22 protein-coding genes are annotated in these 24,301 nt (G+C 71.4%); 6 read left to right on the top strand and 16 right to left on the bottom strand.

Annotation, left to right across the window (positions count from 1 at the left end):
* Entirely contained in the window at positions 1 to 1,032 is a 1,032-nt protein-coding gene (locus tag ACZ42X_RS30035) for a thiopeptide-type bacteriocin biosynthesis protein (protein ID WP_468296546.1), read from the bottom strand.
* Positions 1,033 to 1,196: 164 nt separating this feature from the next.
* On the opposite strand from ACZ42X_RS30035, the gene ACZ42X_RS30030 reads away from it, so the two are divergent.
* Positions 1,197 to 1,598 (top strand): ChaB family protein, encoded by a 402-nt coding sequence (locus ACZ42X_RS30030; RefSeq protein WP_361425269.1) that lies wholly within the window; start codon positions 1,197 to 1,199, stop codon positions 1,596 to 1,598.
* Positions 1,599 to 1,807: 209 nt separating this feature from the next.
* On the opposite strand, the gene ACZ42X_RS30025 is transcribed toward ACZ42X_RS30030, so the two are convergent.
* Both ACZ42X_RS30025 and ACZ42X_RS30020 read right to left on the bottom strand, forming a co-directional pair.
* Positions 1,808 to 2,083 (bottom strand): DUF1876 domain-containing protein, encoded by a 276-nt coding sequence (locus tag ACZ42X_RS30025; RefSeq protein ID WP_468296543.1) that lies wholly within the window; start codon positions 2,081 to 2,083, stop codon positions 1,808 to 1,810.
* Positions 2,084 to 2,166: 83 nt separating this feature from the next.
* Complete coding sequence (locus tag ACZ42X_RS30020; protein ID WP_468296540.1) at positions 2,167 to 2,475, bottom strand: DUF1876 domain-containing protein; 309 nt, start codon at positions 2,473 to 2,475, stop codon at positions 2,167 to 2,169.
* 182 nt (positions 2,476 to 2,657) lie between these two features.
* On the opposite strand from ACZ42X_RS30020, the gene hpnR reads away from it, so the two are divergent.
* On the top strand, positions 2,658 to 4,175 hold the full coding sequence (hpnR, locus tag ACZ42X_RS30015) for a hopanoid C-3 methylase HpnR (protein ID WP_468296537.1): 1,518 nt from the start codon (positions 2,658 to 2,660) through the stop codon (positions 4,173 to 4,175).
* A gap of 13 nt (positions 4,176 to 4,188) precedes the next feature.
* Here hpnR and ACZ42X_RS30010 read toward each other — a convergent pair whose 3' ends face one another.
* The 6 genes from ACZ42X_RS30010 to ACZ42X_RS29985 form a co-directional block, all read right to left on the bottom strand.
* Entirely contained in the window at positions 4,189 to 5,175 is a 987-nt protein-coding gene (locus ACZ42X_RS30010) for a PEP/pyruvate-binding domain-containing protein (RefSeq protein ID WP_468296534.1), read from the bottom strand.
* Positions 5,176 to 5,191: 16 nt separating this feature from the next.
* Positions 5,192 to 6,007 (bottom strand): universal stress protein, encoded by an 816-nt coding sequence (locus ACZ42X_RS30005; RefSeq protein ID WP_468296533.1) that lies wholly within the window; start codon positions 6,005 to 6,007, stop codon positions 5,192 to 5,194.
* 140 nt (positions 6,008 to 6,147) lie between these two features.
* Complete coding sequence (locus ACZ42X_RS30000; RefSeq protein WP_468296530.1) at positions 6,148 to 6,780, bottom strand: MBL fold metallo-hydrolase; 633 nt, start codon at positions 6,778 to 6,780, stop codon at positions 6,148 to 6,150.
* The gene (locus tag ACZ42X_RS29995) at positions 6,777 to 7,862 is read right to left on the bottom strand and encodes an S-(hydroxymethyl)mycothiol dehydrogenase (protein ID WP_468296528.1); all 1,086 of its coding nucleotides are present in this window, start codon (positions 7,860 to 7,862) and stop codon (positions 6,777 to 6,779) included. The genes ACZ42X_RS30000 and ACZ42X_RS29995 overlap by 4 nt, the downstream gene beginning before the upstream one ends.
* A gap of 138 nt (positions 7,863 to 8,000) precedes the next feature.
* Complete coding sequence (locus tag ACZ42X_RS29990; RefSeq protein WP_468296525.1) at positions 8,001 to 8,669, bottom strand: hypothetical protein; 669 nt, start codon at positions 8,667 to 8,669, stop codon at positions 8,001 to 8,003.
* Positions 8,670 to 8,746: 77 nt separating this feature from the next.
* Complete coding sequence (locus tag ACZ42X_RS29985) at positions 8,747 to 8,983, bottom strand: hypothetical protein (protein ID WP_468296523.1); 237 nt, start codon at positions 8,981 to 8,983, stop codon at positions 8,747 to 8,749.
* 165 nt (positions 8,984 to 9,148) lie between these two features.
* Between ACZ42X_RS29985 and ACZ42X_RS29980 the strand changes: the two genes are divergently transcribed.
* Complete coding sequence (locus ACZ42X_RS29980; protein WP_468296520.1) at positions 9,149 to 9,850, top strand: alpha/beta fold hydrolase; 702 nt, start codon at positions 9,149 to 9,151, stop codon at positions 9,848 to 9,850.
* 801 nt (positions 9,851 to 10,651) lie between these two features.
* Here the strand turns inward: ACZ42X_RS29980 and ACZ42X_RS29975 are convergent.
* The 6 genes from ACZ42X_RS29975 to kdpF form a co-directional block, all read right to left on the bottom strand.
* A complete protein-coding gene (locus ACZ42X_RS29975; protein WP_468296517.1) occupies positions 10,652 to 13,204 on the bottom strand; it encodes an ATP-binding protein in 2,553 nt (850 codons plus the stop codon).
* A gap of 10 nt (positions 13,205 to 13,214) precedes the next feature.
* Positions 13,215 to 13,934 carry a response regulator gene (locus ACZ42X_RS29970; protein ID WP_468296515.1) on the bottom strand — a complete coding sequence of 240 codons (720 nt, stop codon included), beginning with the start codon at positions 13,932 to 13,934 and terminating at the stop codon, positions 13,215 to 13,217.
* A gap of 88 nt (positions 13,935 to 14,022) precedes the next feature.
* Positions 14,023 to 14,703, bottom strand: coding sequence for a potassium-transporting ATPase subunit C (locus tag ACZ42X_RS29965; protein WP_468296512.1), 681 nt, complete (start codon positions 14,701 to 14,703; stop codon positions 14,023 to 14,025).
* Positions 14,704 to 14,708: 5 nt separating this feature from the next.
* The gene (gene kdpB, locus ACZ42X_RS29960; RefSeq protein ID WP_468296509.1) at positions 14,709 to 16,895 is read right to left on the bottom strand and encodes a potassium-transporting ATPase subunit KdpB; all 2,187 of its coding nucleotides are present in this window, start codon (positions 16,893 to 16,895) and stop codon (positions 14,709 to 14,711) included.
* The gene (gene kdpA / locus ACZ42X_RS29955) at positions 16,892 to 18,559 is read right to left on the bottom strand and encodes a potassium-transporting ATPase subunit KdpA (protein ID WP_468296506.1); all 1,668 of its coding nucleotides are present in this window, start codon (positions 18,557 to 18,559) and stop codon (positions 16,892 to 16,894) included. The genes kdpB and kdpA overlap by 4 nt, the downstream gene beginning before the upstream one ends.
* A gap of 8 nt (positions 18,560 to 18,567) precedes the next feature.
* Complete coding sequence (gene kdpF, locus ACZ42X_RS29950) at positions 18,568 to 18,657, bottom strand: K(+)-transporting ATPase subunit F (RefSeq protein ID WP_468296503.1); 90 nt, start codon at positions 18,655 to 18,657, stop codon at positions 18,568 to 18,570.
* A gap of 470 nt (positions 18,658 to 19,127) precedes the next feature.
* Between kdpF and ACZ42X_RS29945 the strand changes: the two genes are divergently transcribed.
* Positions 19,128 to 20,156 (top strand): calcium-binding protein, encoded by a 1,029-nt coding sequence (locus ACZ42X_RS29945; RefSeq protein WP_468296500.1) that lies wholly within the window; start codon positions 19,128 to 19,130, stop codon positions 20,154 to 20,156.
* An 87-nt stretch (positions 20,157 to 20,243) separates the two neighbouring features.
* Here the strand turns inward: ACZ42X_RS29945 and ACZ42X_RS29940 are convergent, their stop codons facing one another.
* On the bottom strand, positions 20,244 to 22,115 hold the full coding sequence (locus ACZ42X_RS29940; RefSeq protein ID WP_468296497.1) for a vWA domain-containing protein: 1,872 nt from the start codon (positions 22,113 to 22,115) through the stop codon (positions 20,244 to 20,246).
* A 321-nt stretch (positions 22,116 to 22,436) separates the two neighbouring features.
* Here ACZ42X_RS29940 and ACZ42X_RS29935 point away from each other — a divergent pair, with 321 nt between their 5' ends.
* Positions 22,437 to 23,240, top strand: coding sequence for an MmyB family transcriptional regulator (locus tag ACZ42X_RS29935; RefSeq protein ID WP_468296494.1), 804 nt, complete (start codon positions 22,437 to 22,439; stop codon positions 23,238 to 23,240).
* Positions 23,241 to 23,308: 68 nt separating this feature from the next.
* The gene (dhaK, locus tag ACZ42X_RS29930; RefSeq protein WP_468296492.1) at positions 23,309 to 24,301 is read left to right on the top strand and encodes a dihydroxyacetone kinase subunit DhaK; all 993 of its coding nucleotides are present in this window, start codon (positions 23,309 to 23,311) and stop codon (positions 24,299 to 24,301) included.

Genomic DNA, 24,301 nt, shown 5'->3' with positions numbered 1-24,301 from the left:
TCAGGCCGTCCCCTCGTCGGCGTCGGCGAGTGCCTCGGTGAGCAGGCACTGCCGGGCCACGGAGAACCGGCCGCGGTTCCAGTGGAAGATCACGTGGTGGGCGGCCGCCCGGCGCGGGCCGACCGTCGCCTCCCCCGACTCGAAGTAACCGGCGCGCCAGTGCTCCGCCGCCCGGCGCGCCGCCTCCCGGTGGGAGCGCAGGACGTCGCGCCACGCCTTGGGGAGGGCGTCGAGCTGCGCGTCGGGCGTCTCGTTCCAGTACGCGCGGATGCCGTCGGCGGCGCGCTGCCGGCCCTCGCCGCGCAGCCCGTCGGGGAGGCGGCGCCCGGTCTCCTCCCGGACGACCTGCCAGACGCCGCGGTGCTCCCAGCCGACGATGCCGAGGGCGTCCAGCACCGTGCGCAGGAGGATGAGGGACACGCGCCAGTCGGGCGGGGCGGCCTCGCCGGGCGCGGCCGTGTGGAGGTCCAGCCAGGCGCGGGAGTCGGCGGTGAACAGCCCGTGCAGGTACGGCATGGAGTGCGGGCCGCCGAAGAGGTACGTCTCCGGCTCGTACACGCCCGCGTACGGCCGCGACCAGGCGCCGTCGCGCCGCTCGAAGTGGCGGGCCAGCGCGGCGCGCAACTCGCCCGCCCGGGACGCCTCGGAGGCGCGGAACCGGACGCGGAGGCCCGGTGGTTTGTGCATGAAGAAGAAGTCGCGTGCCAGGCCGGTGGCGAGGAGCTCGTCGGCGGCCTCGACGACGCGCCCGTACAGCAGCGGCCAGGCGGACGGCTCGGGCGCCACGCTGACCTGCACCCAGCCGGTCTCCGGCAGGTCCTCGCGCAGTGCCCGCAGCCCGGCTGTCAGGAACGCGCGGCGGGCCGCCGTGTAGGCGGGGCCGTCGGGGACGAGCGGCACGGTGCCCAGCGGCTGGGTGCGTGCGTCGTCCAGGCAGTCGGCCAGCAGACGCTCGACCTCCAGCATGCGGCCCTCCTCGCTGGTGGGGGATTCCTCCTCAGTGATGTCCGGGCCGCTTTGTGCCGAAAGCACGAAAAGAATTGATCATATTATCGATGGAGGTACGCGGGCGCATTTCCGCATTCCGGGACCACCGGCTCGCACCCCAGGCGACCACTGACGGTGTCGTTTGTCCGGGAACTTCTCGGACACCCGTCCTTCACCCGCTATCCGTACGAGGGAGGGAGGCGGCGGTCATGCCGGGACGAGAGGTCATGCCGTCGACACTGAAACGCTCACCGGAGAGCGCGCAGCGCACCTGGGCGGAGGCCCATGACTCGGCCGTCGAGCAGTACGGCGAGGGCGAGCGCGCGCACCGGGTGGCGTTCAGCGCGCTGAAGCACACGCACGAGAAGGTGGGCGACCACTGGGAGCGCAAGGAGGGCGGCCGCAAGGGGCCTTCGGACTCCCTGGCGGCGCGCCCGCGCGGGCAGGGCGGGCGCAGCGGCGAGGGCGTCGACGAGCACGCCTCCAAGGAGCACCTGTACGAGCTGGCGAAGAAGCTCGGCGTCGAGGGCCGCTCGCGCATGTCGAAGCCGGAGCTGCTGGACGCCATCCGCAAGGCGAACAGGGCCGAGACGCGGAAGGCGCGCGGCTGAGAGCCCGGCCCGTCGGAGCGAGCCCTGAGCCCCGCTTTTCCCGCGGGCGCTGAGCCCGGTCCAGCGAGGCGGGTGCTGAGCCCGGTCCCGCGAGGCGGGTGCTGCCTGGGGCCCTGCTCACGGCGCTGTTCACGGCCCTCACGGAAGCGGGAGCGGCGGGAGCCCCGGGCCGCGCGGGTCCGGGGCTCCGGGGCGGCCGGCTCGGCGGCTCACATCGCGATGTGCGCCGGGATGTGCGTCACCTCCTCGATCTCGTGTCCGGCCTTCTTCATGAGATTCCTGCACAGTTCGTTGAGGGCGCGTGCCGCCGCGATCTCCTCGCCGACCCGGTGCTGGTCCATGTCGTCCGGGTGCCGCTTGGCCCTGCCGTGGCCGCGCATCTCCGTGCCGTCCGGGAGCCTGACGAGGCACGACGCCTTGGTCTTGCCGGTGTCCTCGTCCTCGGAGAACTCGATGTCGACGTGCCATCCGACGATCGTCTGCATCACACTCACCTCCTGGGTCACTCTCCAGCGTGCACCCGCGCGCGGGGCCTCGCCCATTCGGGGGAGCGACCCCTACCCGCGTCCTACGCGCTGACCGCCGACCACCCGTAACCGCCGACGTCCTCGTACCCCTCGGCCTCCGGCAGCCCCGCGCCCACCCTGCCGATGTCCCGGTACGCCGTCCGCAGCAGCTGCCGCGCCAGATCGCTCATCGCCCGGCTCGCCGCCAATTCGTCGCCGATCTCGGGAACGTCGGGGTCGTCGGGGTTGCGCCGGGCCGTCCCGTGTCCCGTGAGCGTCGCCGCCCCCGTGTCCACGGTCGCCCGCGCCCGCGTGGTGCCGTCGTCCTCGGCGAGTTCCAGGCGGACCCGCCACTCCAGTGTTCGTGCCATGGCAACCTCCTGGTTTCAGGATCCCTCTCCGGGCTCCGGGCCGCGTGCCTGCGGCGTGCCTCCCGGGAGAACGCGGGCCGACAAGGCAGAAATGTTCCAGCGGAAACCAGCGAAACCTAGCGGAAACCAGCGAAATCCAGCGGAACAGCGGACCCTTCCATTGCCGGCGGCCGGAGACCCAGATGCGTGTCATGCTTGTCCACCCGAGTGCCCTGATGTACTCCGAGATCTTCCTGCGACTGGAGCCATTGGGGCTGGAGCGAGTGGCGGCTGCGGCCCGCGACGCCGGCCATGAGGTGCGCGTGGTGGATCTCCAGGTCCTTTCCCGCGCGCTGCTCGACCGCGAGATGGCCTCCTTCGCGCCGGAGGCGCTGGGGATCTCGCTGAATTACCTGGCCAACATTCCCGAGGCCATCGAGATCGCCCGGAAGGCGAAGGCCGCCTCCCCCGGATGTTTCGTCTTCCTCGGCGGGCACAGCGTCTCGTTCATCGCCGAGCACGTCCTGGAGCAGGCCGACGGCGCGGTGGACGCGATCGTACGCGGCGAGGGCGAGCCGGCCGTCGCGCCGCTGCTCGCGGCCGCCCGGGACGGCGGGCTGCGGACGGTCCCGGGCGTGGTGTGCGCGGACGGCCGCGGACCCGCTCCGCAGCTGCTGGACAGCCTGGACCGGCCGCGCCCGGCCCGCGACCTGATGCGCAAGCGCCACCGCTACTTCATCGGCGAGCTCGATCCGTGCGCCTCGATCGAGTTCACCCGCGGCTGCCCGTGGGACTGCTCGTTCTGCTCCGCGTGGACGTTCTACGGGCGGAGCTACCGCAAGGCGACCCCGGAGGGGGCGGCCGAGGAAATGGCGTCGATCCGGGAACCGAATGTGTTCATCGTCGACGACGTGGCGTTCATCCGGCCGGAACACGGTGACGGAATCGCCGCCGAGCTGGAGCGCCGGAAAATCCGCAAGCGCTATTACCTCGAAACCCGCAGTGACGTCCTGCTGCGCAACCGGGAGGTATTCGAACGCTGGACCCGGCTCGGGCTGCGCTACATGTTCCTGGGCATGGAGGCGATCGACGCCGAGGGGCTGGACCTCTACCGGAAGCGAGTAAGCCCGGACGACAATTTCCGGGCGCTGGAAGTGGCCCGCGAGATGGGGATCATGGTGGCGATCAACCTGATCGTCGACCCCGCCTGGGACAAGGAACGGTTCCGCGTCGTCCGGGAATTCGCCCTGGCGGTGCCGGAGATCGTCCACCTGACGGTGATGACGCCGTACCCCGGCACGGAGATCTGGCACACCGAGGCCCGCCAGCTGACGACGCGCGACTACCGGCTCTTCGACATCCAGCACGCCGTCGTGCCGACGAAGCTGCCCCTGGAGGAGTTCTACCGGGAGCTCGTCCGCACCCAGGCGGTCATCAACCGCAAGCACCTGGGGCTGAGCAACGCCATCGGGGCCATGGGCGTGCTCGGCCGCAACCTGGCGCGCGGCCAGACCAACTTCGCCCGCATGCTGTGGAAGTTCGGCCGGGTCTACAACGCCGGCCGCCAGCTCGCCGACCACCAGCGCCCCGTGGAGTTCGAGCTGCCGCTCCCCCAGCGCCGGACGGCGCCGCCGGGGCGCCAGGAGCTGTTCATCCACACCCGGGCGCAGGCGCACCCGGCCCGCCGCCCGGACCCGGACCCGGAGCCGGACGGGGTCTGACCCCGGGGCGGCGCTACCCCGTGGGGTACGCCCCCAGCAGCCACAGCGTGCCGTGCTCGATGGTGAACTGCACCTCGCACGGCCCCCGGTGGTGCGCGGCCAGCCGGTGCAGGCAGGCGGTCAGCCGGGCGTACGCCTCCGGGTCGAGCTCCGCGAGCTCGCGCAGCGGCAGGGCGGGGCGGGCGCCCGAGACGACGTCCCTGCCCTGGGCGTTCGGCAGGTAGCGGCCTTCCCTCTCGGCACGCGGGTCCCGCCCCAGGGCCGCGAGGCCACTGCCGGAGTCGGGGCCGAGGTTGCCGAACACCATGGTCTGGACGGTGACGGCGGTGACGGCGGCGGGACTGTCCGGGTGGGACGCGAAGGCGGCGAGGACGGCCCGGCGGAGCTGTTCGGCGGGCTCCTGGGGGAACTCCTCCCCCGTGGTCTCGGCGATGACGTCCTTGAAGCTCTCCACGGTCCGGATGAGGTCGGAGGTGTCCAGCCGGCTGTCGTCGGGCACCTGGTGCTGCCGCTCGATCCCGTGGAGGACACGCTCGAAACGGGCGGGGTCCACGCCCATCACCGTCGTACCGAACATCTGGACGAGGCGGCGGTAGGAGTCCCAGGCGAAGCGCTCGCGGTCGGGGGTCTTGCCGAGGCCCAGGACGGCGTAGTCGTTCAGCCCGAGGTCGAGGACGGTCTCCATCAGCCCCGGCGCGGGGCGCTCGGCGCTCGCCCGGACCGAGAGCAGCAGCGGGTCGTCGACCCGTCCGAGCCTCTTCCCGGCGGTCCGCTCCAGGGCGGCGAGGTGTTCGCCGATCTCCCGGTCCAGGCCGGGCGGCGGCTCACCGGTGGCGCGGAAGACGCGGCACGCCTCCGTGGTGACGGTGAAGCCGGGCGGGACGGGCAGGCCCATCCGGGTCAGCTCGGCGAGCTCGGCGCCCTTCTCCCCGAGCAGCCCGACCGCGCCGGGCACCCCGGCCGGGGCCTCGGTGAAGTCGTACACGTACCTGGTCGTCATCCGCCACCTCCCCCGCTCAGCGGTGCGGTACGACGGCGACGGGGGCCGCGGCGTCGTGCAGCACCGCGTGGAGCGCGGGGCCGAGGTGCGCACGCCACCGCAGGCGGCGCCTGCGCAGGCCCAGCACGACCAGCCGGGCGCCCCGGGACGCCTCGGCGAGGGTCCGGCTCGGCCGTCCGGGGCCGTGTTCCCGCGCGACCGGTACGCCCGGGTACCTGCCGGTCCACGCCGCGAGGACGTCGTCGAGCACCTGCTCCCGCTCGGCCAGCCGCGCGACGTCGGTGACGAGCCGCAGCCCGCAGCCGTACCGGGCGGCGCAGTCGAAGGCGAAGGCGGCGACGTCGTCGCGCGGCCGGTCCAGGTCCAGACCGAGCACGACGTCACCGGCCGGGTCGCCCGCCCACCGGGCCGGCCGCCCCTGGGTGCGCACCAGGACGACCGGGCGGCGTACGCGTACGAGGACGGCCTGCGAGACCGACCCGGCGACGAAGCCGGTCACGGTCCCGAGGCTCCGCGAGCCGAGCACCAGCAGCTCCGCGTCCTCGCTCGCGTCGCACAGCCGGTCGACGGGGCTGCCGCGGTACGGGGAGGTCTCCACCGCCACCTCCGGATGGCGGCGGTGGACGTGCCCGGCCACGGCGTGCAGCAGCCGCTCGGCACCGCGGCGTTCGCTCCCGCGGTCCGCCACCGGCGTCACGGCGTCGGCGTCGGGGCTCCACACGTGCACGAGCCGCAGGGGGCGCCCCCGGGTGAGCGCCTCACCGGCGGCCCAGTCGGCCGCCACCATGCTCTCGCGCGTTTCGTCGACACCGACGGTGACGGTGCGCGCCATCTCGACTCCTCCGACGTCCGGTCGTCGTCCCCGTTCCTGTCCCCCGTACCTCCACTGTGCTGCATGAACACGGCGCGGCGGCGGCTGACGGGGGCCGGACGTGCACGGCGGGTCGCGTCGGGCACGGTGGCGGCGGCGGCTCAGTGGCCCCGCCTGATCCACTCCTCCAGGTGGGGCGCCTCGGCGCCGATCGTGGTCGGGTCGCCGTGGCCGGTGCGCACGACGGTGTCGGGCGGCAGGGTGAGCAGCCGGCCGCGGATCGACTCGATGATCGTCGGGAAGTGGGAGAAGGACCGGCCCGTGGCGCCGGGTCCGCCCGCGAACAGCGTGTCGCCGGTGAAGACGGTGCCCAGGCCGGGCGCGTACAGACAGACGGCGCCGGGGGCGTGCCCCGGTGTGTGCAGGACGGTCAGGTCCGTGCCCGCGACGGTCAGGACCTGGCCGTCGCGCAGTTCGCCGTCCGGCTCGAGGTCGGGGTGGGTCCGCTTCCACAGCGGCAGGTCGTCGGGGTGGAGCAGGACCGGCGCGCCGGTGGCGGCGGCGAGCGCGGGGGCGGCGCCGATGTGGTCGTCGTGGGCGTGCGTGCACACGACGGCCCGCAGGGTGCGGCCGTCGAGGGCGGTCAGGATGGCGTCGGCGTCGTGGGCGGCGTCGATGACGATCGCCTCCGAGCCGTCACCCACGATCCACACGTTGTTGTCGACGTCCCACGTACCGCCGTCGAGGGAGAACGTACCGGAGGTGACCAGCCGGTCGACACGCGCGGCCGTCACAGGACCACCACCGAGCGCAGCACGTCACCCTCGTGCATCCGGGCGAAGGCCTTCTCGACGTCGCCCAGGCCGATGGTCTCGGTGACGAACGCGCCGAGGTCGATACGGCCCTGCTGGTGCAGGTCGATGAGCATGGGGAAGTCCCGCGAGGGCAGGCAGTCGCCGTACCAGGACGACTTGAGCGCGCCGCCGCGCCCGAAGACGTCGAGCAGCGGCAGCTCCAGCTTCATCTCGGGGGTGGGCACCCCGACGAGGACGACCGTGCCGGCCAGGTCGCGGGCGTAGAACGCCTGGCGGTACGTCTCCGGGCGGCCGACCGCCTCGATGACGACGTCCGCGCCGAAGCCGCCGGTCAGCTCGCGGATCGCCTCGACCGGGTCGGCGGAGCGGGAGTTGACGGTGTGCGTGGCGCCCATCGACCTCGCGGTCTCCAGCTTGCGGTCGTCGATGTCGACGGCGATGATCTTTGCCGCGCCGGCCAGCCGTGCGCCGACGATCGCCGCGTCACCGACGCCGCCGCAGCCGATGACGGCGACCGAGTCACCCCGCGAGACCTGGCCGGTATTGATCGCCGCGCCGATGCCGGCCATCACGCCGCAGCCCAGCAGCCCGGCGACGGAGGGGGCGACGGCCGGGTCGACCTTGGTGCACTGGCCGGCCGCCACCAGCGTCTTCTCGGCGAAGGCTCCGATACCGAGCGCCGGTGCCAGCTCTCTGCCGTCGGCCAGGGTCATCTTCTGCCGGGCGTTGTGCGTGTCGAAGCAGTACCAGGGGCGGCCGCGCAGGCACGCCCGGCACTTCCCGCACACCGCACGCCAGTTGAGGATCACGAAGTCACCGGCGGCCACCTCGGTCACGCCGTCGCCCACGGACTCCACGACGCCCGCCGCCTCGTGGCCGAGGAGGAAGGGGAAGTCGTCGTTGATCCCGCCCTGTTTGTAGTGCAGGTCGGTGTGGCAGACCCCGCACGCCTGGATCCTGACGACCGCTTCGCCGGGGCCGGGGTCGGGGATGGTGATGGTCTCGACCCGCACGGGCTCGTTCCGCCCGGGGGCGACGACTCCCTGTACCTGCTGCGCCATGTGACTGTCCTGTCCGCTGGGGTGAATGGACGTGTTCTCGGTACCAGTTTCGGTACGGGGTCGTTCGGGAGGGTGGCGGAACAGATCATTTCGGCCAGCGCGCCGTCGGCGCGGCGCGGCGCGGGCGGGCCGGGGGCCTCATCGGCCACCGCGCCAGCGGGCGTCCCTGCTCTCGTCGTTCAGGACCTCGGCGATGCCGGGGTGGCGTACGGCGTCGAGTTCCTCGTCGGCGAGCAGGCCGGCGATGAGGGCGGGGCTGCCGAAGACCTCGGTGGCGCTCAGGTCCCAGTCGGTGAGGACGTACCAGGAGCGGTCCAGGGGCCACCATTGCGCGGGGAAGTGCGTCGCCGCGCATCCCTCGGGTGAGCATCCCGTGTCGTAGAACGCCACCGCCTCGCCGAGGCTGCCGCGCCGTACGGTGACCGGGCGGCCGGCGTCGTGGATCGCCGCCTGGGCCCAGTAGCACTCGGTGGCCGGGCCGTCGGGGCTGTGGCGAGCCAGGAGCTCGACCAGACGGGCCAGGCACTCCCGGTCGATCTCTCCCGCGGAGGGCCGGTCCACCTCTTCGGGCAGGCCGAGCCCCTCGAAGACCCTCCAGGACGGGGTGTACTCCCAGTCCTCCAGCCGCTTGCCGACTCGTGCGAGCAGGTCGTTCCACCGGAGCCGTACGTCTCCTTCGTGGAGGGTGTGGAGCACCCAGCAGCGGTCGGCGAAGCCCTCCTGGGGCTCGTACCCCAGGAGGGCCTCGTCCTGCTCCAGCAGCGCCCGCATCCCGTCCAGCGGATCATCGTCCGGTACGAGCTTCACCTTGTCCCCTTGCCTCCGGTCAACCGCTCGAGGCTAGACCATCGGGGCAGGGGGCGTGGGTCAGTGCGGGGCGTGGGTCAGTGCGGGGCGGGCCGTCCGGCGGTCTGGTCCCCGGGGTTGATGGAGGCCTTCGACTGGACCATCTGGACCGTGTCCACCATCTGCTCCAGCATCCGCTGCCCGAACTCGCCGTCGACGCCGAGCCGCACCCGGTCGATCAGCCCGTGGTTGAGGGCCTCGGCGTGGGCGGTTCCGCCCATCGACATCGCCGCCGCCGTGAAGGCGAGGGTGGCCATCGCGCGCTTCCGCTTCATCGTTTCTCGCATGCCCCGCGAACGATCCACGGCGGCGGCCGGTCACTTGGCGTGTCGCCCGTTCGGCTGCGAACGCTTCGCGGCCCGGCCCGGCCCGCCCAGGCAGGAGCAGGACCCGGACCGGTTCTGCGGTCGTTGTCGGACCCCTCCGCTACGGTGCGGCCCATGTCGAACTTCATACTGGTCGCAGGCGCATGGCTCGGATCCTGGGCGTGGGACGACGTGGTGCCCACGCTGCGGGAGGCGGGGCACGGTGTCCACCCGCTCACGCTGTCCGGCCTCGCCGACAAGCAGGCCGTGCCGGCCGGGCGGCAGACGCACGTCCGGGACATCGTCGAGGAGGTCGAGCGCCTCGATCTGCGTGATGTCGTACTGGTCGGACACAGCTACTCGGGCATCCCGGTCGGTCAGGCCGCCGGCCGGATCGGGGATCGGCTGGCCCGCGTGGTCTTCGTCGACGCCGACGTTCCGGTCGATGGCGAGTCGTTCGTCTCCACCTGGTGGGAGGGCCCGGCGAAGCTGGAGGCCGCCCTCGCCCGGAACGGCGGCTTCTGGGCGCCGCTGACCGAGGCCGACTGCGACGGTCAGGGCCTCACCGACGCGCAGACCGCCCGGCTCGTGGGCGGTGCGACGCCGCACCCGGGTGGCTCTCTGGCCGACCCGGCCGTACTGGCCCGGCCGCTCGTCGAGCTTCCGGCGACGTACGTCAAGTGCCTACTCGACGGTCCCGAGCCGAACGACGACGTGACGGCGGCGCTGCGGGCCGGCGAACAGTGGCGGCTGGTCGAGATGGACACCGGCCACTGGCCGATGTTCTCCCGACCGGGCGAACTGGCGCGGATCCTCCTCGAAGCGGCCGGACAGTGACCGGGGTGCCCGACTGACGTCCATTCGACGTTGACAGTGCGCTCTCGCCCCTTCCCGCACGTATCTTGCGCTACGCCATCTCGATGACATGAAGCGGTCCGCTTCTGTCAAGGTCGTCAATTTTCGCAAGTGGAGCCGTATGCAACCGGACTTGGCCCTAATCTCATAGCTGCTGTCACCTATGCGACTGGGGTGCCTGATTCCCCTCAGGCGTCCTTGCCTGAGGCGCTTCGGACCCGACCGGGCCCGGGGCTTTACTCCAGGAGGTCTGCATGTGGCAGCGCGTGGGGAAGTGGTTCACGCGGCATCGCAGTGAACTCGTGCTCATCGTCGTGGCGGGCTTCGTCGCGGCCGTTGCGGGCGAGGTGGTGCACGCCGCGATGTGAACCACCCCTGGCGTCTCAACCGCCAGGGGTGGGGACCGGGCTCCGCTTCCCAGGGCCCTGCTCGGCGCCGCTGAGCAGGGCCGCCTGCGCGGGTAGGGCACATGCCCTGATGGTGAACAGGGACAGGCTCCCAGGATGTTGAGAACTGTTTGAGAAGGTTCTCATCTCTTGGCGGGTAGCTCCGAGCGTAGTTGATGTGCGAGGCGCGCGGGGGGGTTTCATTGCATTGCAATGCAATGCTGAAACGAGATGCGTTGCTTGATTTCATCGGCGAAACAAATGAGTTTGGACCGTCACATGCCAGGCCACCCCGCGGCGGTCGCACCGGCCGGGGCGACGGTATGCACCGGGCGCGTCGTCGGGGAACGGTGCCCTTTCCCCCGGCCAGCCAGCCGGTGAGGGAGGCGCTCTAGGACTACGACGTGGCCGCTGCCGGGAGTACGGCACCGGCGGCGGGTGCGGGGGCGGTCGGGGCCGTGGTGAGGGTGAGGACCATGGTGAGGCCGCCGCCGGGGGTGTCCTCGGCGGTGAGGGTGCCGTCCATGGCCTCGACGAAACCGCGGGCGACGGCGAGGCCCAGGCCCACGCCCGCGCCGCGGGGTGCGTCGCCGTAGCGCTGGAAGGGCTCGAAGATGCGGTCCTTCACGTCGTCGGGGACGCCGGGGCCCCGGTCGATGACGCGGACTTCGACGCGGTTGCCCAGCGTGCTGGCGGAGACGACGACGGACGCGGTATCGGGGCTGTACTTGACGGCGTTCTCGACGACGTTGGCGACGGCCCGCTCCAGCAGGCCCTTGTCCACCGCGACCATCGGAAGGGTTTCGGGGACGTCGAGCTCGACGCTGCCGTCGGGGACGCCGCGAAGCGCCATGGGGACGACCTCGTCCAGGTCGACGGGGCGGATGAGCGGGGTGACGGTGCCGGTCTGGAGGCGCGACATGTCCAGGAGGTTGCCGACGAGGTGGTCGAGGCGGTCCGCGCCGTCCTCGATGCCCGCGAGAAGCTCCGCCCGGTCCTCCTCCGACCACTCGACGTCGTCGGCGCGCAGCGAGGTGACGGCGGCCTTGATAGCGGCCAGGGGCGTCCGCAGGTCGTGGCTGACGGCGGCGAGCAGGGAGGTGCGGATCTTGTTGCCCTCGGCGAGTTTGCGGGCCTCCTCGGCCTCCCCGACGAGGCGTTGACGGTCGAGTACGACAGCGGCCTGGGCCGCGAAGGCGCCCAGGACGCGGCGGTCCTCGGCGGGCAGGACGCGCCCGGAGAGGGCGAGGGACACGTGGTCGCCGACGGGCATGTCCACGTCGGCGTCCTCGGGGCGGGTCACCGGGGCGGGGCCGACGCTGCCGGCGCGGGTCCAGGGTTCGACGTCGCTCGCGCGCTCCAGCAGGGCCACCGACTCCATGGAGAAGGTCTCGCGGACCCGCTCCAACAGGGCGTCCAGCGCCGTCTCTCCCCGGAGCACGCTCCCCGCGAGGAACGACAGCACCTCGGACTCGGCGCGCAGCCGCGCGGCCTGATGGGTGCGGCGGGCCGCCACGTCGACCACCGAGGCCACGGACACGGCGACCCCGAAGAAGACGGCGATCGCGACGATGTTCTTCGGGTCGGAGACGGTGAGCGTCTGGACGGGCGGCGCGAAGAACCAGTTCAGCAGCAGTGAGCCCACCGCGGCCGAGGCGAGCGCCGGCCACAGGCCGCCGAGCAGCGCGGAGGCCACGGTCAGCGACAGGCACAGCAGCATGTTGTTGGCGAGGCCGAGGTCCGCGTCGGCGTGGGTGAGCGGGAGCGTGAGCAGCACCGGCCCGAGGACACCGGCGAGCCAGCCCAGGATCACGCGGGTGCGCCCGAGCCGCGCCCGGCTCGCGGACGGGAGCCGGCGGCGGCCCTTGGCGGCCTCGTCGTGGGTGACGATGTGGACGTCGAGGTCGGGACCGGAGTCGCGGGCGACCGTCCCGCTCACGCCGGGGCCCAGGACGTTCTGCCAGGCGCGGCGCCGGCTGACACCCAGGACGATCTGGGTGGCGTTGACCCCGCGCGCGAACTCCAGCAGCGAGGAGGGCACGTCGTCGCCTATGACGTGGTGGAACGTACCGCCGAGGTCCTCGACGAGGGTGCGCTGGACCGCGAGCTCCTTCGGGGAGGCGGAGGTCAGCCCGTCGCTGCGGGCGATGTATACGGCGAGGACCTCCCCGCCGGCGCCCTTCTCGGCGAGGCGGGCGGCCCGGCGGATGAGCGTACGGCCCTCGGGGCCGCCGGTGAGCCCGACGACGATGCGCTCGCGCGAGCCCCAGATCTTCGAGACGTGGTGCTCGGCCCGGTACTCCTGGAGGTACTCGTCGACGCGGTCGGCGGTCCACAGCAGGGCGAGCTCGCGCAGCGCGGTGAGGTTGCCGGGGCGGAAGTAGTGGGACAGGGCCGCGTCGACCTTGTCGGGCTGGTAGATGTTGCCGTGGGCCATGCGGCGGCGCAGGGCCTGTGGCGACATGTCGACGAGCTCGATCTGGTCGGCGCGGCGGACGACCTCGTCGGGGACGGTCTCCTGCTGCCGGACGCCGGTGATGGACTCCACGACGTCGCCCAGCGATTCCAGGTGCTGGATGTTCACCGTGGACACGACGTTGATGCCCGCGGCGAGCAGCTCCTCGACGTCCTGCCACCGCTTGGCGTTGCGTGAGCCCGGCACGTTGGTGTGCGCCAGCTCGTCCACGAGCGCGACGGCCGGGCGGCGTTCCAGGACGGCGTCGACGTCCATCTCGGTGAAGACGGTGCCGCGGTACGTCAGTTCCCTGCGCGGCACCTGCTCGAGGCCGTGCAGCATCACTTCGGTACGCGGCCGGCCGTGGTGCTCCACGAAGGCGACCACGCAGTCGGTGCCCCGCTCCCTCCGGCGGTGCCCCTCGGAGAGCATGGCGTACGTCTTGCCGACGCCCGGCGCCGCGCCGAGGTAGATCCGTAGTGTTCCGCGTCCCATGATCCCGACTTTACGAGTCGCTGCCGACATCCGATATGTCGCGCGTTTCCGCCTCGAAGCGGTATCCCATGCCCGGTTCGGTGATGAAGTGGCGGGGATGGGAGGGGTCCGCTTCGAGCTTGCGGCGCAACTGCGCCATGTAGACGCGCAGATAGTTGGTCTCCGTGCCGTACGAGGGGCCCCAGACCTCCTGGAGGAGCTGCTTCTGGCCGACGAGCCGGCCCGCGTTGCGTACGAGGACCTCCAGCAGGTGCCACTCGGTGGGGGTGAGCCGGACGTCGCGGCCGTCGCGGTTCACCTTCTTCGCCGCCAGGTCGATGGTGAACCCCTCGGTCCGGACCACCACCACGTCCCCGTGGGCGCTGACCGGCTCCGCCCGGCGGATGGCGGCGCGCAGCCGGGCCAGCAGCTCGTCCATGCCGAACGGCTTGGTCACGTAGTCGTCGGCCCCCGCGTCCAGGGCCTCGACCTTCTCCTCGGAGGTGTGGCGCGCGGACAGCACCAGGATCGGTACGCGCGTCCAGCCGCGCAGCCCCCTGATGACGTCCACGCCGTCCATGTCGGGCAGGCCCAGATCGAGGACGACCACGTCGGGGTGGCGCGCGACGGCCAGGTCGAGGGCGGTCGCGCCGTCGGGCGCGGCGTCGACCTCGTACCTGCGCGCCTTCAGGTTGATCACGAGGGCGCGTACGATCTGCGGCTCGTCGTCGACCACGAGCACCCGCGTCATAGGGGGCCTGCTTTCTGTAGGGGCGTTGCGTACCCGACGGTAGTTCGTCCTGTCGGCGTGCTCGACGGAAGGGCCCGGATAGGGAGCCTCAGTCCTCGCCGATCGGTTTCTGCAGTTCCCTGAGCGCGATGTTCAGCTCGAGGACGTTGACCCGGGGCTCCCCCATGAAACCCAGGATCCGTCCGTCCGTGTGGTCGTCGACCAGCTTGCCGACCTCTTCGGCGGAGAGGCCGTTCCGCTCCGCGACGCGGTGCACCTGGAGCCTCGCGTAGGCGGGTGAGATGTGCGGGTCGAGCCCGGAGGCGGAGGAGGTGACGGCGTCGGGCGGCACGTCGGCGGGCCGGACCGGGTGGCCGGGGGTGGAGTTGTCCTCGATGACGGCGGCCTTGGCCTCCTCGACCCACCGGAGGAGCTCGGCGCTGTCGCCTGAGCGGTTGGTCGCACCGGAGACGGTCAGCGCGTACCGGGTGTTGACGGTGTTGGTGCCGAGGCCGTGGGAGGGGCGCGGCTGGAACCACCTCAGGTCCGGCTCCGGGGTCTTCTCGCCCTTCCTCGGGGGCAGGTCGTAGCGCTGGCCGATGAGTGCGGAGCCGACGACCCTGCCGTCACCGTCGGTGATCTCGGAGCCGTTGGCCCGGTGGTGGAACAGGCCCTGGGCGACGCCGGTGACGGCGAGCGGGTAGAGCACGCCGCAGAGGGCGGTCAGGACGAGCAGGGCGCGCAGCCCCGCGCCGAGCAGTCGGGCGGTGGAGCGGACGGAGTTGGTCATGGCGGTCAGCCGATTCCGGGGAGGAGGGTGAGCAGCAGGTCGATGAGCTTGATGCCGAGGAACGGGGTGACGAGGCCACCGAGGCCGTAGACCGCGAGGTTGCGGCGGAGCAGCTTGTCGGCGGTGGCCGGGCGGTAGCGCACGCCCTTCAGGGCCAGGGGGACGAGCGCGACGATGACGAGCGCGTTGAAGATGACGGCCGAGAGGATCGCCGACTGCGCCGACGCCAGGCCCATGATGTCGAGCTTGTCGAGGCTCGGGTACGCGGCCGTGAACATAGCCGGGATGACGGCGAAGTACTTCGCCACGTCGTTGGCGATCGAGAACGTCGTCAACGCACCGCGCGTGATGAGGAGTTGCTTGCCGATCTCGACGATCTCGATGAGCTTGGTCGGGTTGGAGTCGAGGTCCACCATGTTCCCGGCCTCCTTGGCGGCCGAGGTGCCGGTGTTCATCGCCACGCCGACGTCCGCCTGCGCGAGGGCGGGGGCGTCGTTCGTGCCGTCGCCGGTCATCGCGACGAGCTTGCCGCCCGCCTGCTCGCGCTTGATGAGGGCCATCTTGTCCTCGGGCGTGGCCTCGGCGAGGAAGTCGTCGACGCCGGCCTCGTCCGCGATGGCCCTGGCCGTCAGCGGGTTGTCGCCGGTGATCATGACGGTCCTGATGCCCATGCGGCGCAGTTCCTCGAAGCGTTCGCGCATGCCCTCCTTCACGACGTCCTTGAGGTGGATGACTCCCAGGACGCGCGCGCCCTCGCCGTCCTCCACGGCCACGAGCAGCGGTGTACCGCCGGCCTCGGAGATCCGGTCCGTGAGCATCTGTGCGTCTTCGGCGACCCGGCCGCCCCGCTCCTGCACCCAGGCCACGACCGAACCGGCGGCACCTTTACGTACCTTGCGCTCCTCGGCGTCGTCGGTGAGGTCCACGCCCGACATGCGGGTCTGGGCCGTGAAGGCCACCCACTCGGCGTGGGCGAGCTCGCCCCGGTGGCGTTCGCGCAGCCCGTACCTCTCCTTGGCCAGGACGACGACCGAGCGGCCCTCGGGCGTCTCGTCGGCGAGCGACGACAGCTGGGCTGCGTCCGCCAGCTCCGCCTCGGTGGTGCCCTCGACCGGGAGGAACTCCGCCGCCTGCCGGTTGCCGAGGGTGATGGTGCCGGTCTTGTCCAGCAGCAGGGTGGAGACGTCACCGGCGGCCTCGACCGCCCTGCCGGACATGGCGAGCACGTTGCGCTGGACGAGCCGGTCCATGCCCGCGATGCCGATCGCCGACAGCAGCGCGCCGATCGTCGTGGGGATCAGGCAGACGAGGAGCGCGGTGAGCACGATGAGGGACGTCTGCGCGTCGGCCCCCGCGTAGACCGCGAACGGCTTCAGCGTCACGACCGCGAGCAGGAAGACGATCGTGAGCGAGGCGAGCAGGATGTTCAGCGCGATCTCGTTGGGCGTCTTCTGGCGGGCGGCGCCCTCCACCAGGTTGATCATGCGGTCGATGAAGGTCTCACCGGGCCGCGCGGTGATCCTGACGACGATCCGGTCGGACAGCACCTTCGTACCGCCCGTGACGGCCGAGCGGTCGCCGCCGGACTCGCGGATGACCGGCGCGGACTCGCCGGTGATGGCGGACTCGTCCACCGAGGCCACGCCCTCCACCACGTCCCCGTCGCCGGGGATGGTGTCGCCGGCTTCGCAGACGACCAGGTCACCGACGCCCAGCGCGGTGCCGAGCACGCGCTCCTCGGCCCCGTCCACGAGTCGGCGGGCCACGGTGTCGGTCCTCGCCCTGCGCAGGGTGTCGGCCTGGGCCTTGCCGCGGCCCTCGGCGACGGCCTCCGCGAGGTTGGCGAAGATCGTGGTGAGCCACAGCCAGGCGGTGATCGCCCAGCCGAACCAGTCGCCGGGGTCCGCGCACGCCAGGGCGGTGGTGACCACGGAGCCGACCAGGACCACGAACATCACCGGCGACTTGATCATCACGCGGGGGTCGAGCTTGCGGATCGCGTCGGGGAAGGACGTGATCAGCTGCCTGGGGTCGAACAACCCTGCTCCGGCGCGACCGGCGCGACCGCTGCCGGGTCCGTGGCCGGGCCCGTCGCCGGGCTCGTGCCCCGTCGGTGTGTCCTGGTGCGGTGCCCTGGTGGCGGTGGCGGCCGTGGACATCGAGTCCTCTTGTTCCCTTACGTCGGTGGTCATGCCGCCAGCCCTTCGGCGAGCGGCCCCAGCGCCAGCGCCGGGACGTAGGTCAGCCCGGCGATGATCGCGATGGTGGCGACGAGCAGCCCCGTGAACAGCGGTTTCTCGGTACGCAGGGTGCCCGCGGTCTTCGGCACGGCGGCCTGTTCGGCGAGCGAGCCCGCCAGCGCCAGGACGAACACCATCGGGACGAACCGGCCGAGCAGCATCGCCAGCCCGATGGTGGTGTTGAACCAGGTCGTGTCGGCGTTGAGGCCCGCGAAGGCGGAGCCGTTGTTGTTGGCGCCGGAGGTGTAGGCGTACAAGACCTCGGAGAAGCCGTGCGCACCGGAGTTGGCCATCGAGTCCGCCGTGCCGTCCAGTGCCATCGCGGCGGCGGTGAAGCAGAGCACCAGCGCCGGGGTGACGAGGATGAAGCAGGCGGCGAGCGTGATCTCCCGGGTGGAGATCTTCTTGCCCAGGTACTCGGGCGTGCGGCCGACCATCAGGCCGGCGATGAACACCGCGAGGATCGCCATGATCAGCATGCCGTACAGGCCGGAGCCGACACCGCCGGGCGCGATCTCGCCGAGCTGCATGCCCAGCAGGGTGATACCGCCGCCGAAGCCGGTGAAGGAGGAGTGGAAGGAGTCCACCGCGCCCGTCGAGGTCAGCGTGGTCGACACCGCGAAGATCGACGAGGCGCCGATGCCGAAGCGGACCTCCTTGCCCTCCATCGCCCCGCCCGCGGCCTCGAACGCCGGGCCGTGGCCCGCGAACTCGGTGGCCCACATCAGCAGGACGAAGCCGAGCCAGATGGTCGCCATCGCGGCGAGGATCGCGTACCCCTGTCTCAGCGAGCCGACCATCCGGCCGAAGGTCCGCGTCAGCGAGAACGGGATGAGGAGGACGAGGAAGATCTCGAAGAGGTTGGTGAAGGGGTTCGGGTTCTCGAAGGGGTGGGCGGAGTTGGCGTTGAAGTAGCCGCCGCCGTTGGTGCCCAGCTCCTTGATGACCTCCTGCGAGGCGACCGCGCCGCCGTTCCACTGCCGCGTACCGCCCGTGAACTGCCCGACCTCATGGATGCCGGCGAAGTTCTGGATGACGCCGCAGGCGACGAGGACGAGCGCGCCGACGATGGAGAGCGGCAGCAGGATCCGCACGACGCCCCGGACCACGTCGGCCCAAAAGTTGCCGAGTTCGCCGCCGGGCCGGGTACGGGCGAAGCCCCGTACGAGCGCCACCGCGACCGCCATGCCGACGGCGGCGGAGACGAAGTTCTGCACCGCCAGGCCACCGGTCGTCAGGAGGTGCCCCATGGCCTGTTCGCCGGCGTACGACTGCCAGTTGGTGTTCGAGACGAACGAGGCGGCGGTGTTGAACGCCTGGTCCGGATCGATGGACACGAAGCCGAGGGAGCCGGGCAGCGAGCCCTGGAGACGCTGGAGCAGGTAGAGGAAGAGGACACCCACGGCGGAGAAGGCCAGGACGCCCCGCAGGTACGCGGGCCAGCGCATCTCGGTGTCGGGGTCGGCGCCGATGGCCTTGTAGACCCACGTCTCGACCCGCAGATGGCGGTGGGAGGAGTAGGTGCGGGCCATGTGGTCGCCGAGGGGGCGGTACGCGAGGGCGAGCGCGCCGGCCAGTGCGAGCAGCTGGAGCACAGCCGCGAGGAGAGGACTCATCGGCGTACTCAGAACCTGTCCGGCTTGAGGAGGGCGAGGACGAGGTAGCCCAGCAGGGCGGCGGCCACGATGAGACCGACGATGTTCTCGGCAGTCACAGCTTCGCCACCCCCTTGGCGATGAACGCCACCAGCGCGAAGACCGCGACCGTGGCGACGACGAAGGCCACGTCGGCCATCGTGAGCTCCCGAAGAGGTTCGGATGAAAATCGGACCTCTAGAGGAAAACGCCTTTTTGGCGTGGTGTGACTGTTGTTGACGCCTCATTGACGGCCGCGAGGCCGGCCTTGACGATCTTCTGACGCCGAGCGAGCGACCCCGGTGCGGGCCGGAAGGCGCAGCCAGGGCCTCTCCCGCCAGGTGCGTAGAGCCGGGCCGTGGCGCCCGCTGCCCTCCCGTAGGAGCTTGCTCCCTTACGGTCGTATATGCACATTAAGTGACTATCTCCGGACGGTCTCGGGAAGCGCCAAGGTGATCCATCCCGCCGCCCTCCCGGCACCGACTGGACGCCGGCGCCCGACAACCGGAGATCACGCATGATCATGAACCGCCTCGCTCACCCACCGTTGGTGGACGGATGGTCCCGCCCGGCATGCCGCAGGCTTGTCACGACCGGGCTCGCCACGGCAGCACTGCTCACGCTGGGGCTCCCCGCGGCCACTGCGGAGCAGGCCAAGGCGACCTGCTTCGGCCGGCCGGCGACCATCACCGGCTCGGGATCGATCAACGGGACACCGGGAGACGACGTCATCGTCGGCTCCTCGGGTGCGGACACCATCGACGGCAGGGGTGGCCACGACCGCATCTGCGCACGCGCCGGCGACGACGTGGTCATCGGGGGCGTCGGCAACGACAAGCTCGACGCCGGCGCCGGCGACGACCAGGTCCGTGGCGACCGCTTCAGCGAAGCCGGGGACGTGGTCGGCGGAGGGGACGACCTGTTGGTTCTGGGGCAGGGCGACGACATCGCCAGTGGCGACAGCGCCACCCTCGACGGCGACGCTTCCGGGGGTGGCCGCGACCGGATCGACTGCGGGCCCGGCAGCGACCGCGTGACGGGAGACAGCATCGCGTTCACCGGCAACGCCACCGGTGCCGGTGACGACGTCATCCATGGAGGCCCGGGACTCGACGCGATGGTCGGCGACAGCAACGCCGACCTGGACGCGAGCGGGACCGGCGGCGACGATCTGTTGGACTTCGGCGCGGACGGTGGCGTCCTCGCCATCGGCGACCACGCCTCCGGCCCGGCCGATACGGCGAGCGGTGCCGGCGACGACCGCATCATCGGTGGCGCAGCGGGCGAGCTCCTCATCGGCGACAGTGCCTCCGACCGTGTGACGGAGGCCGGCGACGACGTGATCCGGGGCCGTGGCGGGGACGACACGATCTTCGGCGACAACGTCAACTTCGACACCGACAGGACGGTGGGGACGGTAGGCGGCAAGGACCTCCTCAAGGGCGGGTCCGGGAACGACACACTCCGGGCGGGCCCGGCGAACGACCGGCTCGACGGAGGCCGGAACACCGACCTCTGCGACGGCGAAGCGGGCAACGACATCGCCGTACGGTGCGAGACCGTCGTCCGTGTCCCGTAAGGCGGTTGCTTCACCCGACCCGCACGCGTGAGCCATCAGTACGCCGGAGCGCTTGGCCCGGTCGTCTCACCTGGCCAAGCACCGGCGTCAGGCTGCCCCGCGGCGCCTGAGGGCATAGAAGGCGATGCCGCCGAGCAGGAGGACCCCGGCGCCGACGCCGACCGCCGGCACGAGCATGTCCACAGCGGAGTCGTCGTCCTCGGGGGCAGCCGTCGCGCCGCCGGTCCCGCCCTGTACGCCCTTCCCGTTCGCACCGGACGGCGAGGGCCCCTGGGCGGCGTCGTCACCGAAGTAGAACACCGGGCTGTTCCCGGAGCGCGGGGTGCCGGAGATGTCCACGGTCAGCGACATCGGTACGATCATGCCCTTCGCCTCGGGGTGCGGCTCGGCGACCTGCGCCTGGATGTAGTACGTGCCGGGCACGTCGTAGCCGTTGGGGTCGGAGCTCTTCGCGTCGTCCTGCTCGGTGATCTCCCAGGGCCCGCAGACCCGCTCGACGTGCCCGGTCCTGCCCGAGAGGAGTTCGGTCAAGTCGTGGGCCTCGTTGCACCGCGTCGGCTTGCGCTGGGCGTTGTAGATGGTGACGCTCCACCCGCTGGTGCCGGAGTTGGGGAAGTCGTCCGGGAGGGCCACGCCGGCCTTGACCGTCAGTTTCTGGCCCGCCTTCAGGTCCACCCGCCAGAAGGGGGCTTCACCCACGGCGATGGACTGCCGGTGGGTACCCGGTCCGATCGGCGTGGCGCTGTTGAAGGAGAAGCCGCCTTCGGCGTCGGCCCCGGTGCGGGGCTCCGGAGTCCGCGCGCCGGCCCCCTGGGTCGTCTTGTCGGCGATGCCGACGAGGAGTTCGACGGGCATCGGCTTGTCGCCGGAATCGGTCACCTTGTTCTCGACCATGATGCAGCCGATGTCGTCCGGCGCGGCCTTCTCGTTGTCTGCTCCGGGCTTGCTGCGGCCTCCGGTGGTGATGATGTTCGCCCACCCCATGGACTGGTCGAACTCCCGGAGCCAGTCGCGGGGTTCGCCGTCGCCCGGAGGGCCCGCCGCGACGACGATGATGGAACCGCGCGAGTACCCCTCCTCGGCCACGGCGGTGGCGCTCACCTGGAGCAGCTGGTCCGGCCGCTTCTTGACCTTGTAGTAGAGGTCGCGCCCCCCGGTGAACTTGTCCAGGTACTGGCCGGGCGTGACCAGCGGAGCATTCTGGCAGCCGTCGAGGGAACCCTCGACCGGCTTTCCGGTGGCGTGGTAGGTCCGCCACGCCTTGCGGAACAGGGTGCCCAGATTGTCGGTCAGCGAGTCGGCGTCCTCGGCGTCCGCGTACGACCCGTCGGTCACGTCCGCGATGCACTTCAGCTGCGCACGTGCCGAGGAGGGCGTCCGGAACCCGACCACGTCCACGGCGAGGTCGATGCCCTGCGCCTTGAGCTCGCGGGCCACCTCGCACGGAGGCGGCGGCGTACAGGTGTCGTCACCGTCCGAGACCAGCACGATCCGGCGCTTGCCGCTCGCGCCGAGGTCCTTGGCGGCTTCGCGGAGCGAGACACCGATCGGTGTGAACCCGACCGCCTTGAAGCCCTCGACCCGCTTCTTGGCGTCGTCACGCGCCGCCCGGTCCATCGGAGCGACCGGCAGGACCTGCTGCGTGTCGGCGCAGCCTTGTTTCTTGTCCTGCCCGGGATACGTGGCGCCGTAGACGCGCAGTCCCAGCGGGGCCTGTTCGGGGGCTGTCTCGATGATCCGGGTGACCGCCTGCTTGGCGGCGGCCAGACGGGTCTGCCCGCCGGCGTCGTTCTCGTTCATCGACCCGGACAGGTCGAGAACCAGGTTGATCCGGGGAGGCTCCGGAGCCTCGGGCGCTGCGGGGAAGGCGCTTGCCGTCGCCGCCGGCGACAGGAGCGCGCCGAGCAACAGCACGGAAACAGCGGCGAGCACGCGTCGTCGGCGTGGTCTCGGATACATGAAGGTGGTCTCCACAAGGTGTGTCTGTCGGCCCCTCGGCACGTGCCGGTCAGGGAACGGGCCCTGCGGGGTCCAGGCGGTCCGAACCGCTGTGCCGGGCCATGCGCCTCACGGCGTCGCGGGCAGCGGGCGGCTCCGGAGGTGAGTCTCGCATTGAGTGATCATTATTTCCAGGGTCTGTGAGTGCAGATAATGGGGCCGCCCTGGGTGCTGCCCGGGCACAGCCCGAGTGGAAGGTGCCGGATGAAGCTGTCGGCCAGTGACCGGGGCCGTCTCAAGGGGATCCTTCAGGCGCGCCGAGCCGCGATCGACCCTGTGACGATGGGGTTCCCCAAGCGCGGGCCCGGTCCCGGTCGGCGCGCCGCCGGTCTGAGTCAGGAGCAGATGGACGTGCTGCTCACGCGCACCCCGGGCACGTACAACCGGTTCGAGAACGGTCAGCTCAACTGCCCCGGTGCCGATCTCCTCACCGCGGTCGCCAGGACGTTGCGACTGGACGAACAGGAGTGGGTGTTCCTGTGGCTGATCACCCGCAAGGAGAGCCCGCCTCATGCCCTGCACGGCAGCTCGGGGACGTCCATAGCAGGAGCGTGGCAGCGGGTCACCAACCACGTCCACGGCGCGTTGGCGTACGTCAGCGACGCCGAATGGAACATCGTCGCCCACAACGAGGACTTCCGGCGCCTCTTCCCTCGCGGACAAGCCCCCGCCAACATCATGCGCTGGCTTCTCCTGGACCTCGAGGCGCGCACCGACGTCATGATGCACTGGGAGACCCACTGGGCGCCGGCCATGATGCCGCACCTGAAGCACAGCGTGGAGCTCCGCCCGGACAATCCGGCACTTGGTCGTCTCGCGTACGACGTCCTCAACGACCCGGTGGCCGGACCGCTCTACCGAGAACATGCCGTGGCCCCCATCCCCGATTTCGACGGCTCCGAGCTTCCCGTCCGCCACGCCATTCACGGACCCGGCCGACTCACGACCTGCCTCGCCGAACCCGTCACAGCCCCCGGAGCCCGGCTCAATCTCAGCTTCTACACACCCGGGAGCCCCTGTTCTCCCGAGGCTGCCACGAAGGGGCCGAGTGGCTCGGCACCGCTCACCGCTCATACCGACAGCTGACACGCCATCAGTAAAGTCGGTATCGAGCCGCCACCGGCCCGCCGACGTCATCACGCTGGGAGACACCGTTGAAGATGCTCATCAATGTGCCCGAGACCGTCGTCCCCGACGCGCTGCGCGGGATCGCGGCCGCGCATCCCGAGCTGACCGTGGACGTGGAGAGCCGGATCGTCGTGCGGCGTGACGCCCCGGTCGAGGGGAAGGTGGCGTTGGTGTCGGGGGGCGGGTCCGGGCACGAGCCGTTGCACGCCGGGTTCGTCGGGGCGGGGATGCTGGCGGCGGCAGCGGCGGGGGAAGTGTTCACGAGTCCCGTGCCTGATCAGGTGGTGCGGGCCGCGGCGGCCGTGGACAGCGGACGCGGTGTGCTCTTCGTCGTGCAGAACTACACCGGCGACGTGCTGAACTTCGAGATGGCGGCCGAGCTCGCCGAGGACGAGGGCATCCAGGTCGCCAAGGTGCTCGTGGACGACGACGTGGCCGTGGCCGACAGTACGTACACGGCCGGGCGGCGCGGGACCGGGGCCACCCTGTTCGTGGAGAAGATCGCCGGTGCGGCCGCCGAGGAGGGTGCGCCACTGGAGCGCGTGGAGGCCATCGCGCGCCGGGTGAACGCCGCGTCACGCAGCTTCGGGGTGGCGTTGAGCGCGTGCAGTACGCCCGCGAAGGGCGGGCCGACGTTCGACCTGCCGCCGGGCGAGCTGGAGCTGGGCGTCGGCATCCACGGCGAGCCGGGGCGCGAGCGTCGGGCCATGATGACGTCGCGGGAGATCGCCGACTTCGCCGTCGACGCCGTCCTGGAGGACCTGCGGCCCGGCGGACCGGTGCTGCTGCTGGTCAACGGCATGGGTGCGACGCCGTTGCTGGAGCTGTACGGGTTCAACGCCGAGGTGCACCGGGTGCTGCGCGAGCGCGGTGTGCCGGTGGCCCGTACCCTCGTCGGGAACTATGTGACGTCGCTGGACATGGCGGGCTGCTCGGTCACGCTGTGCGAGGCCGACGAGGAGTTGCTGCGACTGTGGGACGCGCCGGTGCGGACGGCCGCCCTGCGCTGGGGGATGTGA

The organism is Streptomyces sp. NPDC030862, from assembly GCF_055571835.1.
The sequence above is the reverse complement of the archived record's forward strand: the minus strand, read 5'-3'. Positions and strand labels throughout refer to the sequence as shown.

Coding starts and splice junctions, on each gene's coding strand:
- ACZ42X_RS30005 (WP_468296533.1), bottom strand. CDS start 6,007: ATGGCGCGCACCGTCACCGTCGGTGTCGACGAAACGCGCGAGAGCATG.
- ACZ42X_RS29965 (WP_468296512.1), bottom strand. CDS start 14,703: ATGACCAACTCCGTCCGCTCCACCGCCCGACTGCTCGGCGCGGGGCTG.
- ACZ42X_RS29970 (WP_468296515.1), bottom strand. CDS start 13,934: ATGACGCGGGTGCTCGTGGTCGACGACGAGCCGCAGATCGTACGCGCC.
- ACZ42X_RS29980 (WP_468296520.1), top strand. CDS start 9,149: ATGTCGAACTTCATACTGGTCGCAGGCGCATGGCTCGGATCCTGGGCG.
- ACZ42X_RS29935 (WP_468296494.1), top strand. CDS start 22,437: ATGGGGTTCCCCAAGCGCGGGCCCGGTCCCGGTCGGCGCGCCGCCGGT.
- ACZ42X_RS29995 (WP_468296528.1), bottom strand. CDS start 7,862: ATGGCGCAGCAGGTACAGGGAGTCGTCGCCCCCGGGCGGAACGAGCCC.
- kdpB (WP_468296509.1), bottom strand. CDS start 16,895: ATGACCACCGACGTAAGGGAACAAGAGGACTCGATGTCCACGGCCGCC.
- ACZ42X_RS30025 (WP_468296543.1), bottom strand. CDS start 2,083: ATGCAGACGATCGTCGGATGGCACGTCGACATCGAGTTCTCCGAGGAC.
- ACZ42X_RS29975 (WP_468296517.1), bottom strand. CDS start 13,204: ATGGGACGCGGAACACTACGGATCTACCTCGGCGCGGCGCCGGGCGTC.
- ACZ42X_RS30010 (WP_468296534.1), bottom strand. CDS start 5,175: ATGACGACCAGGTACGTGTACGACTTCACCGAGGCCCCGGCCGGGGTG.
- ACZ42X_RS30030 (WP_361425269.1), top strand. CDS start 1,197: ATGCCGGGACGAGAGGTCATGCCGTCGACACTGAAACGCTCACCGGAG.
- ACZ42X_RS29940 (WP_468296497.1), bottom strand. CDS start 22,115: ATGTATCCGAGACCACGCCGACGACGCGTGCTCGCCGCTGTTTCCGTG.
- ACZ42X_RS30020 (WP_468296540.1), bottom strand. CDS start 2,475: ATGGCACGAACACTGGAGTGGCGGGTCCGCCTGGAACTCGCCGAGGAC.
- kdpA (WP_468296506.1), bottom strand. CDS start 18,559: ATGAGTCCTCTCCTCGCGGCTGTGCTCCAGCTGCTCGCACTGGCCGGC.
- ACZ42X_RS29985 (WP_468296523.1), bottom strand. CDS start 8,983: ATGAAGCGGAAGCGCGCGATGGCCACCCTCGCCTTCACGGCGGCGGCG.
- hpnR (WP_468296537.1), top strand. CDS start 2,658: ATGCGTGTCATGCTTGTCCACCCGAGTGCCCTGATGTACTCCGAGATC.